This window comes from Cloacibacterium caeni (assembly GCF_907163125.1).
Lineage (GTDB): Bacteria > Bacteroidota > Bacteroidia > Flavobacteriales > Weeksellaceae > Cloacibacterium > Cloacibacterium caeni_B.
This window is the reverse complement of record NZ_OU015319.1, coordinates 2,677,025-2,689,767: the sequence shown is the minus strand read 5'-3', so window position 1 is coordinate 2,689,767 and position 12,743 is coordinate 2,677,025. Positions and strand designations below refer to the sequence as shown.

Below are 12,743 nucleotides of genomic sequence, written 5' to 3'. Positions count from 1 at the left end.
GCGTAGCAGTAGAAAAAAATAAGCGATGAAATTCGAGCTATCCTTTACCAATAAAGAGATTACGCCTTGGGGAGGCATGGTGTTTTTAAAGCAAATGTTGGACAAAATCGGCTTTAGAGAGCAAATTGAAAAATGCGAATCTTTACCTGTGTCACTTTCCAATAATTCTTATAAAAAAGAAGTTTTGCTTGAATCTTTTATTACGAGTATTTGGTGTGGTGCCAATCGTTTTTTGCACACAGAAATTACCCGTGCAGATAAGGCTCTTGGGGAAATATTTGACTGGCGAAAGACCCCTGCTCAGGACGCATATAAACGCTATTTTGGCAAGTTTACACAACACATCAACCAGCAAGTTGGGCATTATTTTTTCAGTTGGTTTTTTCAGAATTTGAACCTCAATTATTTTACGTTAGACATTGATTCATCTGTAATTACTCGATACGGAGAGCAAGAGGGAGCAAAAAAAGGCTACAATCCTAAGAAAAAAGGAAGAAACAGCCATCATCCTATCATTGCATTTGTGAACGATGTAAAGATGGTCGCTAATTTTTGGCTCAGGAGCGGCAATACTTCTTCGGCAAATAATTTTGTAGGATTTTTAGAAGAAACACTCTTAAATTTTGGGGATAAGAAAGTAGGATTAGTTCGTTTGGATAGTGGTTTTTTCCAGAAAGACATTATGGATTATCTTGAATTAAAAACACTCCAATACATCATCGCTGCAAAATTTACTCACCCCATTCAACACTTGATAGACCAGCAAGATTTTTGGATAAAAGTTGATGAGGGCATCGAAATTTGCGACAAATATTATCAAGCAAAAAACTGGGAAAAGCCAAGAAGGATAGTCATTGTAAGGCAAAAAATAGCACAACGGCCGAATGCGGCAGGCCGAATATTAAGCCTGTTTCCGGAAGATGAAATCCATAGAAATTATCGCTATTCAGCCTATATTACCAACCAAGAACAATCGGCAACAGATGTTTGGAGAACGTACCGAAACAGAGGCGATGCAGAGAATCGAATCAAGGAATTAAAGGCAGATTTTGGAGCCGAAAGTTTTAACCTTAAAGGCTTTTTCCCTACAGAAGCTGCACTTATATTTTCGATGATTGCTTATAATCTGATGTCAATTTTCAGACTGTTTGTTCTTCAGGAAAAAACGCAGAAAACATTATCTACACTACGATATAGAACCTTTGCTATTGGAGCTTATTTTGAAAAAGTAGGTGACACACTCAAACTGAAGATTGCACTCACCAAAAAACGCAGAAAATGGTTCGTCGGAATTTGGGATTACCCCATAGACTTATCTCAAAAAATTTCAACTGCGTGATTTGGGCTAAATAATAAATCCTCTCCAACAGTTCTTCCTCCCTTGTTAAGGGTTTGCCTGTTTTCTTTTTTTTTCGCGTGTAATTACTCATGGTTTTAGGTCTTCCTCTGGGTATGTTTTCTAAACCTAAAATACCATTTTTTTTGTAATTACGCTGCCAACTAAGAATACTGGACTCCGCAGGAATATTAAACCTTCTCGACGCTTCTTTTAAACTTAAATTCTCTTTCTCAATTACTGATAAAATCTTTAATTTAAAATCTTTTGTGTAATGCGTATTGGAAAGCCGAACAAGTCCTGAAACTCCATAAAGTTCATAAAATTTTATCCATTTACGAACCAAGGAACCACAAACTCCAATGCGTTTTCCTAAATCGTCTGTTCCAATATCCCCTTTGTGATATCTCTTTATAGCTTTTAATTTAAAGTCTAATGAATATTTACTTTTCCCCATAAAAAATGCCCCTAAAAAGTGTCTAACTTTTTGGGGGCAGTCCATTGTTGAGGAGTTTTAATTATTCGGTAGATTCTGCCGCAGCATCGTGATTCTCTTTTGTAGTATCTATTTCCTTGTTCATGAGTTTATTCAATTTTTCTCTTTCTAAAGGAAAATCTTCAAACAATGAAGAAAGTGTGAGCGCAGAATACACTCTTCTAGAAAATTTGTTTCCAAGAGCAATAATCGTGACTTTAGATTTTTGTAAATGAACAAAAGCGGTATTGCTTCCGTGCCACCAACCATTATGAAACGTAAGTTTTTCTCCGTTGTCAAAAACTTTCATTCTAAAACCAATTCCATAATTGTTTACGCCTCTTCTTTCATTACTGTAAGGTGTAAAAATAGAATCTTTAAGACTTTTTCTCAAGAAATTTTCAGCGTACATCGCTTTTGAAAACTTAAATAAATCTCTTGGCGTGGTGTAGCAGTTTTTGTCCCCATAAATCCCATCTAATTTATCTGTAGGATACAATCTGCTTCCTTGATAGTAAAAAGATTGAGCAGCTCGCAGTGAATCTTTTTGCTGAAAAATATATGTATGTTCCATTCCTAATGGTTTGAAAACGATTTTCTGCATCGCCAAAGGAAAAGGATGTGCAGTAACTTTTTCTACAATCAGTGCAAGAAGCGCATAATTGGTATTACAATACATAAAGCCAGTGTTGGTATTTCTTGCCAAATCTGGTTTATGCTGAATAAGTAAATCGAGAACTTCTTGGTTGGTGAAATATTTATTTTTGGGTTTAAGTCCTAATTTTTCGATGAAATATTCGTATTTCGGTAATCCACTTCTATGATTAAGCAAGTGAATCACTTCTACTTCTTTGTAAGGAAATTTCGGAAAATAATGGGTGACTTTATCGTGAAGATTTATTTTTCTAGCTTCTACCAATTTAAGAACTGCCATCGCAGTAAGCGATTTAGAAATAGAAGCTATATGAAGCGGAACATCTTTATTGATGGGAACTTGATTGTTTTCTTTGGCAAAACCTCTATAGCTTTCGAATAGAATTTTATCGCCTTTTGCTACGAGGAAACCTCCACTTAAATTCCCTTTTTCCCAAACTTTATCATAGTATTGCTGAATGGCATTAACCACATTTTGTTTATCTTGAAGCTGAGAATCTTCTGCAGTAAAGACATTTTCTACATCTACGTTTCCGTAATTAGGCAAACCATTTTCATTCTCTTGCTGAAAAAAATTAAATTCTTTTTTACAAGAAACCAAAGTCAATAAAAGGATAAGAATTACTACAATTTTCTGCTTCATCTTCTGATTAATTATTTAGGCGGGGCAATTTAACATTTTTTTGAAGCAGTGTTTTATGATTGCGGTAATATTAAGATTTTTTTAACAGAATTGCTGTACGATTTTATCTACGATAAATTGCGCCAGTTTTTCCTTGCTTTGATGCGTCCAACCTGCAATGTGCGGTGTAACAATAACTTGATTTGATTCCAAAAGAAATTGCAAATCTTCTTTGTTTCTTGTGCTGAGCGAAGTCGAAGTATCTAGGTTTTCGAAGGAAGATTTTTCGTATTCTAAAACATCTAATGCTGCTGCTTTTACTTTGCCGGATTTCAGCGCATCTACCAAAGCAGAAGTTTTCACATTTTTTCCTCTTGCCGTATTGACCAAATAGAAATTTTTCTTCATTTTCGAGATGAAATTTTCATCAACTAAATATTCCGTTGAAGCATCTAAAGGAATATGCAAACTAAGAATATCTGCGCGTTCCTGTAATTCTTCTAAGGAAACTTGCTTAGCAAATTCATCTTCTAAATTTGGCAAAATATCATAGAAAATAACTTCCACTCCAAAACCAGAAAGTCTTTTTGCAGTAGCTTTCCCCATGTTTCCGTAGCCAATAATTCCAAAGGTTTTTCCTAACAATTCATCACCTCTATTTTCCTCACGTTTCCAGATTCCGTTTTTCACCTCTTCTGAAGCGATAAAAAGTCTATTCATCAGAATAAGCAACATCCCAACAACATGTTCCGCAACTGAATCTCTGTTTCCTTCTGGAGAATTAATCAAAGAAATTCCTAGATTTTTGGCAGTTTCTAGGTCTATATTCTCCATTCCTGCTCCTACTCTCGCAATGAATTTGAGATTTCGAGCATTTTGTAGAAAATTTTTATCGAGAGGAATTCTGCTCCTGATGATAATTCCATCATATTGATTGATTTTCTGCAAAACCTCATCATAAGACGAAGTAAAATCTTCTTCCAAAACAAAACCTTTTGTTAGAAGTTGCTCGGTAATTAATGGATGATTGCTATCGAGAAGGAGAATTTTCATTTTTTTGAAATGGTAAAATTGTTGTTTTGTAAACCGTAAAATCGCTTAATGCCAAATTCTTAAAATATTTAAAACTTCAGTTTTACAACTTAACGACTCTGCGACTTTACAATAAATAGTCTAACCAAATAACTTTTTAAGCTCTATAGAATCTTGAGCTTTCATTTTTCCCGAAAGAATTAGAGAAAGTTCTTTTCTACGAAGTGCTGCATCAAATCTTGCTTTTTCAACATCAGATTGCGGAATAAGCTCAGGAATAGGAATTGGATGGTTATTTTTATCTACTGCTACGAAAGTATAAATTCCTTCGTTGGTATGAATTTTTTCTTTGGTGATTGGGTTATCTAACCACACATCGCAATAAATTTCCATAGACGTAGAAAAAGCTCTAGAAACTTTGGCTTCTACCACTACCACACCACCTTCTGGAATAGGATATTTAAACGAAACATGATTGACAGAAGCGGTAACAACGGTAGATTCACTATGTCTTTGCGCAGCAATAGCAGCCGCTCTATCCATTCTAGAAAGAAGTTCACCACCAAACATATTTCCTAATGCATTGGTTTCATTGGGAAGCACAATATTGGTCATAATAGTCCTGGTTTCTGCAGGAGTTTTCGCATTTTTTTCCATAGAAATTATTTAGAAATTCTTAATGAATCTGTTTTTGAAGTTTGTAATGAATCTTTTGGTACAATAGGATTTACCTTTGGCTTTTCGGGAATTCTATGGGTAGAAGTTTTCACCGTAACTTCATCAAAAGATTTTTTCCCAAAAATTTGGTCTTGATAATTAATCGCCAAATAAATGATGGCTCCTACTGGTAAAATGAATAGGAAAATCCAAAGAATAGAGTTATTAAAAACGTATTGATTGTCTGATTCTGTTAAGTTTTCAGAGTTTTCACTGTTTTGAATTTGCTCTAAACTGATTTCTTCGAGGCCAAAAAATTTAGGCGTATTGGTATATTTTTTTTGGTCTAAAAGTTTTATTACATTTTCCTCTAGTGAAAATTCACCTATTTCGTCTATCGTAATTTTTTGTTCTGCAGACAATGTTCCCAGCCAAGAAGAAACTTCTTCTTTGATTAGAGACTGCACTACAAATAAATTTTCGCCTGTTTTCTCAACAATATATTTAGAAAAATCTGCATTGAAAACATTTTTATTTTCTACGAAAGAAATTTCATAAGTGGGTGGCAAGATTTTAGAGGATTGCTCATCTAAAGTAGCCGATTTTTTCTTGAGGGTAAAAACGCCAAAACCAGGAAGTTCTGCACTTCCTTTTTCTTGCAAATAATTGTATAGATGTAATCCTAAATTCATTTGGCACAAATTTAATATTTTTTGTTGAGTTGAGTTACAAAAAAAGGTTGCTAAAAAGCAACCTTGTATAAAAACATTTTTTCTTTTGATTAATAGGCGAATTTAATTACCTCATCATTAAGTTTAAGAAAATAATTTCCTTTTTTTGGAAGATTTAGTTCTATACCATTGCTAGAAGCTTTTGTAGTAATGGTTTTAATGATTCTTCCAGAGAAATCTACTACTTGTACACTTAGGTTTCCTTGTTTATTGGTATACAATTTCCCTTCAGATACGAATGATTTTGATTTCTTAACAGTTTCGCCAGTTGCTAAAGTACTGACTGTAAATGCATATTCTCCTGTTAAACGGTCAAAAGTCACATCATAGGTTCCTGGAGTTGTAGGAATATTATTATTACTATTTAAAGCACCTGTTCCTGAAGGGAAGGTTGTGCCACCCCAACTCGTTACCCAAGCATTATTTACTCTAAACTTAACTCCTCCTGCAACAAGTTGCAATCCAGATTTAGTAAAAGTTTTACCTCCGTCTGTAGAAGTAAGAGCCACATCTGTTGTCCAATTACCACCAGAAATACCATTTCCAATTAAAGTAACAGGAGCTACTTGAAATGAATAAGCAAGAGTATTTTTGTTAAAGGTTATATTGTAATATCCTGATGTCAAAGGAATATCACCTCCATTTTCTACAGCAGTACCAGAAGGGAAAGTAGTTCCTCCCCATGTTGTAATTGGAGCATTTGACCTATAAAACTTAACATTAGCAGCATTGAAATAAAAATCAGTTTTAGAATAAGTAATACCGTCTGGTGTAGAAAGAGATTCACCTGGAGTTGCATTGCTATTAAACCCTCCATAGAAACTAATATTATCAGAAACAATAGTTGATGCGAAATTATAGGCACCTGTTGTTCTATTAAAAGTGATATTGTATGTCCCTGGAGTAACTGGTATATTTCCTCCATTTTGAGTACCTGTTCCACTAGGAAAAGCGTTTGCCCCCCAGCTCGGAGTCCAACCGCCATTTTGTCTAAACTTCACTCCTCCATTTGCAGTAAAAGTATGAGTAAGAGTATAATGTACATTATCTGTAGTAGCCATAACTACATCACCTGACCACGAATTAAAGTCACCAATCAGACCAATTGATTGTGAACTAAATAGGCCAAAAACAACGGAAAACAAGAAAGAAAATAAAAGTTTTTTCATAATATTTTTTTTTTAGGATTAATAACTCAAAATTAACAAAAATTTTTAATAAAAAAATTTTTTTTCAAAAAAAATCAAAATTCATTGATTTTCAATTAATTACCAACCTGAAATAATTTTTATTTTCTCATTTATAAGACAATACAAATTGCTGATTAACAGTATTTTAAACAAAATTGAGAAAAATCAGGGAATTCACTAAAAATCACTAATTTATCCTAAAATTAAGCCCTAGCATAAAATTTCTGCCAGCTTGTGCATAATAATATGGCCCTCCATATACAAATCCATTATTTACATATTTTTTATTAAAAATATTGTTTAATAAAAACTGCAAACTCATTTCTTGCTTAGCAATTCTAAATTCATATTGAGCATTGAAATCCGTTAAAAAGTAATCTTTTAGCTGCAATTCTTTTGTTTCAGTATTGTCTAGATATTGTTTTCCTATGTATTGATTATTAAGATTTAACTGTAAATTTTTAATAGGCTTATACTGAATTACTGCATTGGCAATAATATTAGGAGAGAAAGAAATGTCGGTATTGCCCAGATTGGTCACGGTAGAATTTTCTTCAATTTTGAAATCTACATTTTTATTCTGACTCAAAGTAATATTTCCTAATAGGTTCAGTTTTTCTGAAACTTTAGCCAAAGTTCCCAATTCTAAACCTAATCTGTAAGATTTTCCAGAATTAATTTTAATGAATTCTCCCACCATATTGATTTCTCCACTCAGAACCAATTGATTCACATAATTCATGTAATAAGCGTTTGCGGTGAAAGTAACATTACCAAAAGTTTTTTCTAAACCGAGCTCAAAATCATGTAATTTCTCTGGCTTTGTATTAGGATTGGCAAATAAATCATCACGGTTGGGCTCTCTGTGAGCATGAGCATAAGAGAAAAATAATTTCCCGTTTTCAATTTGATAATTCACCCCAAATTTTGGATTAAAAAACGTCCATTTCTGACTTAAATCTGCTCCTTCTTCTGCATTTTCATCTAAAATATATGTTTTATAGTCAATGTTTCTAAGTTGTAAATCTCCAAAAAATTCAAGTTTTTCAACTTTGTAAATGGCTTTCGCAAAACCTGAAACTTCATTTTTCAAAGCATTATTTCTGTAATATTCATGCTCGTAAATATTGGTGTAAGTAACTCCAGAAACATTACCATAATGTCTCCCAAAATATTGATTGACAGCAACTCCAAAGTTCAAATTCAGATTTTCAAAATTTCCATAAAGATTAGAAACCACACCATAAAAATCATTGTCTAACCATTTTTTTCTAATGAAATCTGTTCTGGTAATGGTATTTCCGTTTTCTACGATATTGGGCAAATCATATTTAGAAAATTTAGCATCTTGCTTATAATTTTCATAGTAACCTTCTCCGTGAGTAAGATGAAAAGTGGTTTCTAGATTCCAAATTTTACCGAGTTTTTGTTCCCAAAGTAAATGATAATGGTTTTGTCTGTAATTATCGGTTTCATTATCATAAAACCCAATAATATTTTCCCAATTAGCATCATAAATCGCACCCGAATAATTGAATTTCGGATTAGCTTCATAGGTAGCTTTATCAATTCCATTCCACGCTTGATACGTTTTTTCTTTTCCACCGAAAGTTAAAAATCTCAGTTTCGTATTTCCTTTTTCGAAGAGCGCATTGATATTGTAAGAATTGAGTTTAGAAAAAGCTCTATCAATATAACCATCTGAATTAATGATAGAATACCTTGCCGAAACCGACAGTAAATTGTTCAAAAACTTTCCTGTTCCTGCTTCAAAGGAATGTTTAAAGGTGTTAAAACTTCCTGCGCTTTGATTGGTCAAAAAATAAGGTTTCTCCTCTGGATTTTTGGTCAAAATATTCACACTTGCTCCGAAACTTGCTGTTCCATTGCTAGAAGTTCCTACTCCTCTTTGGATGACAATCTGCGATGCCGAACTTGCCATGTCTGGAATATTCACAAAAAAAGTCCCTTGACTTTCCGAATCGTTATACGGAACACCATTCAGCATTACATTAATACTTGTTCCAGCGCTTCCTCTAATCCTAAAACCAGTGTAACCCACTCCGTTTCCAGCATCGGAAGTTGCAACTACAGACATTTGATTTTTGAGCAAAATAGGCAAATCCTGACCTAGATTTTTAGCTCCTAAATCTTTTTGTACGTTAATAATTTCTTTGGAAACCGGCAGCCTTTTCGTAAAGCTAACCTCTTGAATTTCTTTTACTTGCGCTGTATCTATTTGCGCAGAAAGAACAGAGCTCATTCCTAGCCCTAAAATAATAAATCCTTTCATTCTGATGTTGTAAAAAATTAAACAAATCGAATAAAAGGATGCCACGTGTGAAAAATACATCAAAGACGTTTCCATAAACAGCATTACCTGTTCTATGTTCTTTGGGTATAATCTCAGCTTTTTACAGCACCCCTTTTTCTTGAGTGCAAATGTATAAAATTTTTATAAATTTCTAAAAATCCCGAAAAGAATTATGAAAATGAACAAAATTAGTATTGTTTTCTTGCCGATGAGAAACTGTCTTAGTTTAGCGAATTTTTCTTGAAAAAAACTAGTAAAGAAAATCAATGAAAAATAGGGAATTCCTAATAGTACAAGTGCATTTTGGTGAAACGCTTCTTTGAAGTTCAGATGTAAAATTTCGTAAAATGCTCTTTGTGAACCACAACCTGAACACTGGTAACCCGTAATCTTATAAAAAGGACAAGAAATAAAAAAATACTCTTGTTCATAAGGATTTAGAAAAAAATAATAACCTGTTAAAACCAGTATTATAACTACAAAAATCCATTTTTTTTCACCCTTGTACATAAAACAAATGTAATTCTAAACTTTATATTTTACAAGATTGATTTAAATAATATGCTTCATCTATAAAATTTTAAAAAAAGATATCCTCTGCAAATTAAATTTTCTTACTTTTGAGCATCATTATAAAAAGATTGATGATTATAAAAATTTTAACTACTAAAGTACAGTAAATCATCTAATTATTAAGTTTAAAAAGACTTCAAAAATTATGAATATTTATCAGGATTACATCCAGGAAATCGAAGAAAGAAAAGCACAGGGGCTTCACCCAAAACCTATTGACAGTGCAGAATTACTAAGCGCAATTATCGAGCAAATTAAAGATTCAGCGAATGAGCACAGAACTGATTCTCTTAACTTTTTCATCTATAATACTTTACCCGGCACAACTAGTGCAGCTGGTGTAAAAACTAAGTTTTTAAAGGAAATAATCCTTGGTGAATCTATAGTGGCAGAAATCACTCCTACTTACGCTTTTGAATTGCTATCTCACATGAAAGGAGGTCCTTCTATCGAAGTTCTTCTTGATTTGGCTTTAGGAAATGATGAAGCTACTGCAAAACAAGCCGCTGAAGTTCTTAAAACTCAGGTTTTCTTGTATGATGCTGATACAGCGCGTTTAAAAAAAGCTTATGAAACGGGAAATGTAATCGCTAAGGATATTTTGGAAAGCTATGCAAAAGCAGAGTTTTTCACTAAACTTCCAGAAGTTCCAGAAGAAATTAAAGTTGTGACTTACATCGCTGCAGAAGGTGATATTTCAACTGATTTATTATCTCCGGGTAATCAGGCTCACTCACGTTCTGACCGTGAGTTACACGGAAAATGCATGATGTCTCCTGCTCAACAGGAAGAAATAAAAGCTTTACAAGCTCAACATCCTGATGCAAGTGTAATGCTTATTGCAGAAAAAGGAACAATGGGAGTTGGTTCTTCTCGTATGTCTGGTGTGAACAACGTTGCGCTTTGGACTGGGAAACAAGCAAGTCCTTACGTACCATTCGTAAACATTGCTCCAATTGTAGCTGGAACTAATGGAATTTCTCCAATTTTCTTAACTACAGTTGATGTAACTGGAGGTATCGGAATCGACCTTCAAAACTGGGTGAAAAAAGTGGACGAAAACGGAAACCCTGTTAGAAATGAAAACGGTGATATCGTTTTAGAAGAAAAATATTCAGTTGCTACAGGAACTGTTTTGACCATCAATACCAAAGAAAAGAAATTATATAACGGAGAAACTGAATTGAAAGATATTTCAAAATCATTTACTCCTCAAAAATTAGAATTTATAAGAGCTGGTGGTTCTTATGCTATCGTTTTTGGTAAAAAAATCCAAACATTTGCTGCAAAAACTTTAGGAATTACAGCTCCTACAGTTTTCGCTCCTTCAAAAGAAATTTCTATCGAAGGACAAGGACTTACCGCTGTTGAAAAAATCTTTAACAGAAATGCAGTAGGCGTTCCAGAAGGTAAAGTTTTACACGCTGGTTCTGATGTGAGAGTTGAAGTAAATATCGTTGGTTCTCAGGACACTACAGGTTTAATGACCGCTCAAGAACTAGAATCTATGGCAGCAACGGTGATTTCTCCAATCGTAGACGGAGCGTACCAGTCAGGATGTCACACCGCTTCAGTTTGGGATAAAAAAGCACAGGCTAATATTCCTAAATTAATGAAATTTATGAACGATTTCGGGGTTATCACAGCTCGTGACCCGAAAGGTGAATATCACGCCATGACAGACGTTATTCATAAAGTTCTAAACGATATTACGGTAGACGAATGGGCAATCATCATCGGAGGTGATTCTCACACAAGAATGTCTAAAGGTGTTGCTTTCGGAGCTGACTCTGGAACGGTAGCTTTAGCTTTGGCAACAGGTGAGGCTTCAATGCCGATTCCTGAATCTGTAAAAGTGACTTTCAAAGGCGAAATGAAAAAGCACATGGATTTCCGTGATGTAGTTCATGCAACTCAGGCTCAGATGTTGAAGCAATTTGACGGAGAAAACGTTTTCCAAGGTAGAATTATTGAGGTTCATATCGGAACGCTTCCTGCCGACCAAGCATTTACCTTCACAGACTGGACTGCAGAAATGAAAGCGAAAGCTTCAATTTGTATCTCAGAAGACGATACTTTGATCGAATCATTGGAAATTGCAAAAAGCAGAATCCAGATTATGATCGATAAAGGAATGGACAATAAAAATCACGTTCTACAAGGATTAATCAACAAAGCAAATAAGAGAATTGAGGAAATCAGAACTGGTGACAAACCTGCTTTAACTCCAGATGCTAATGCTAAATATTACGCTGAAGTTGTGGTAGATTTAGATCAAATCGTTGAACCAATGATTGCAGACCCAGATGTAAACAACGAAGACGTTTCTAAAAGATATACGCACGATACCATTAGAGACCTTACTTATTATGGTGGTGAGAAAAAAGTTGACCTTGGTTTCGTGGGTTCTTGTATGGTTCACAAAGGTGACCTTAAAATTGTTTCTCAAATGTTGAGAAATCTTGAAAAACAAAATGGTAAAGTAGAATTCCAAGCACCATTGGTTGTAGCCGCTCCTACTTATAACATCATCGATGAATTAAAAGCTGAAGGGGACTGGGAATTATTAGAAAAATATTCAGGTTTTGAATTCAATGATGCAGCTCCAAAAGGCGAAGCTCGTACTCAATATGAAAATATGATGTATCTTGAGCGTCCAGGTTGTAACCTTTGTATGGGTAACCAGGAAAAAGCGGAGAAAGGAGACACGGTTTTGGCAACTTCCACCCGTCTTTTCCAAGGAAGAGTAGTAGAAGATTCTGATCGTAAAAAAGGAGAATCTCTATTGGCTTCTACTCCAGTTGTAGTATTGTCTGCAATCTTAGGTCGCATTCCAAGTATTGACGAGTACAAAACAGCTGTTGAAGGAATCAACTTAACTACTTTCGTTCCATCTATTAAAGAACTGGTAACTGTTGGCCATTTTTAATACATTGTAAACTAAAGTCGAAAGGCTTTTTAAATACAAATTGGAAGATTTCTTGAGAAGTCTTCCAATTTTTTTTATCATAAAATATTACATTTCACAAAATAATATTAATTTTAGCTTTAAATAAAATTCAATTTCAAAAGTGAATTAATAGGTATTAAAAATTCAAACCATAGACCATTTTAATATTTTATCAATCCTGTAGGAATAGAATTTGATGGAGAATAATA

10 protein-coding genes are annotated in these 12,743 nt (G+C 34.0%); 2 read left to right on the top strand and 8 right to left on the bottom strand.

The window, feature by feature from the left end; all coding sequences use genetic code 11:
* The first annotated feature begins 25 nt into the window (after positions 1 to 25).
* Positions 26 to 1,339 carry an IS1380 family transposase gene (locus KKQ79_RS12500; RefSeq protein WP_213188815.1) on the top strand — a complete coding sequence of 438 codons (1,314 nt, stop codon included), beginning with the start codon at positions 26 to 28 and terminating at the stop codon, positions 1,337 to 1,339.
* On the opposite strand, the gene KKQ79_RS12495 is transcribed toward KKQ79_RS12500, so the two are convergent.
* The 8 genes from KKQ79_RS12495 to KKQ79_RS13995 all read right to left on the bottom strand — a co-directional run bounded on the left by KKQ79_RS12495 (position 1,260) and on the right by KKQ79_RS13995 (position 9,521).
* Positions 1,260 to 1,838 (bottom strand): helix-turn-helix domain-containing protein, encoded by a 579-nt coding sequence (locus tag KKQ79_RS12495; RefSeq protein WP_213190419.1) that lies wholly within the window; start codon positions 1,836 to 1,838, stop codon positions 1,260 to 1,262. The two genes, KKQ79_RS12500 and KKQ79_RS12495, sit on opposite strands and share 80 nt — an antisense overlap.
* A gap of 16 nt (positions 1,839 to 1,854) precedes the next feature.
* Positions 1,855 to 3,108, bottom strand: a complete 1,254-nt coding sequence (locus tag KKQ79_RS12490; protein WP_213190418.1) for a serine hydrolase domain-containing protein — start codon at positions 3,106 to 3,108, stop codon at positions 1,855 to 1,857.
* Between the two features lie 81 nt (positions 3,109 to 3,189).
* Positions 3,190 to 4,140: a 2-hydroxyacid dehydrogenase gene (locus KKQ79_RS12485; RefSeq protein ID WP_213190417.1), complete on the bottom strand. Its 951-nt coding sequence runs from the start codon at positions 4,138 to 4,140 to the stop codon at positions 3,190 to 3,192.
* Positions 4,141 to 4,260: 120 nt separating this feature from the next.
* A complete protein-coding gene (locus tag KKQ79_RS12480) occupies positions 4,261 to 4,776 on the bottom strand; it encodes an acyl-CoA thioesterase (RefSeq protein ID WP_213190416.1) in 516 nt (171 codons plus the stop codon).
* 5 nt (positions 4,777 to 4,781) lie between these two features.
* Positions 4,782 to 5,468: a hypothetical protein gene (locus KKQ79_RS12475; RefSeq protein WP_213190415.1), complete on the bottom strand. Its 687-nt coding sequence runs from the start codon at positions 5,466 to 5,468 to the stop codon at positions 4,782 to 4,784.
* 89 nt (positions 5,469 to 5,557) lie between these two features.
* On the bottom strand, positions 5,558 to 6,676 hold the full coding sequence (locus tag KKQ79_RS12470; protein WP_213190414.1) for a T9SS type A sorting domain-containing protein: 1,119 nt from the start codon (positions 6,674 to 6,676) through the stop codon (positions 5,558 to 5,560).
* Positions 6,677 to 6,884: 208 nt separating this feature from the next.
* Positions 6,885 to 8,990 (bottom strand): TonB-dependent receptor, encoded by a 2,106-nt coding sequence (locus KKQ79_RS12465; protein WP_213190413.1) that lies wholly within the window; start codon positions 8,988 to 8,990, stop codon positions 6,885 to 6,887.
* A 162-nt stretch (positions 8,991 to 9,152) separates the two neighbouring features.
* The gene (locus KKQ79_RS13995) at positions 9,153 to 9,521 is read right to left on the bottom strand and encodes a DUF2752 domain-containing protein (RefSeq protein ID WP_213190412.1); all 369 of its coding nucleotides are present in this window, start codon (positions 9,519 to 9,521) and stop codon (positions 9,153 to 9,155) included.
* Positions 9,522 to 9,729: 208 nt separating this feature from the next.
* Here KKQ79_RS13995 and KKQ79_RS12455 point away from each other — a divergent pair, with 208 nt between their 5' ends.
* Complete coding sequence (locus KKQ79_RS12455; RefSeq protein WP_213190411.1) at positions 9,730 to 12,513, top strand: bifunctional aconitate hydratase 2/2-methylisocitrate dehydratase; 2,784 nt, start codon at positions 9,730 to 9,732, stop codon at positions 12,511 to 12,513.
* Positions 12,514 to 12,743 lie beyond the last annotated feature (230 nt).

Excerpts from the sequence above, each read along its gene's own strand:
- KKQ79_RS12500 (WP_213188815.1), top strand. The coding sequence starts at position 26 with ATGAAATTCGAGCTATCCTTTACCAATAAAGAGATTACGCCTTGGGGA.
- KKQ79_RS12495 (WP_213190419.1), bottom strand. The coding sequence starts at position 1,838 with ATGGACTGCCCCCAAAAAGTTAGACACTTTTTAGGGGCATTTTTTATG.
- KKQ79_RS12490 (WP_213190418.1), bottom strand. The coding sequence starts at position 3,108 with ATGAAGCAGAAAATTGTAGTAATTCTTATCCTTTTATTGACTTTGGTT.
- KKQ79_RS12485 (WP_213190417.1), bottom strand. The coding sequence starts at position 4,140 with ATGAAAATTCTCCTTCTCGATAGCAATCATCCATTAATTACCGAGCAA.
- KKQ79_RS12480 (WP_213190416.1), bottom strand. The coding sequence starts at position 4,776 with ATGGAAAAAAATGCGAAAACTCCTGCAGAAACCAGGACTATTATGACC.
- KKQ79_RS12475 (WP_213190415.1), bottom strand. The coding sequence starts at position 5,468 with ATGAATTTAGGATTACATCTATACAATTATTTGCAAGAAAAAGGAAGT.
- KKQ79_RS12470 (WP_213190414.1), bottom strand. The coding sequence starts at position 6,676 with ATGAAAAAACTTTTATTTTCTTTCTTGTTTTCCGTTGTTTTTGGCCTA.
- KKQ79_RS12465 (WP_213190413.1), bottom strand. The coding sequence starts at position 8,990 with ATGAAAGGATTTATTATTTTAGGGCTAGGAATGAGCTCTGTTCTTTCT.
- KKQ79_RS13995 (WP_213190412.1), bottom strand. The coding sequence starts at position 9,521 with ATGTACAAGGGTGAAAAAAAATGGATTTTTGTAGTTATAATACTGGTT.
- KKQ79_RS12455 (WP_213190411.1), top strand. The coding sequence starts at position 9,730 with ATGAATATTTATCAGGATTACATCCAGGAAATCGAAGAAAGAAAAGCA.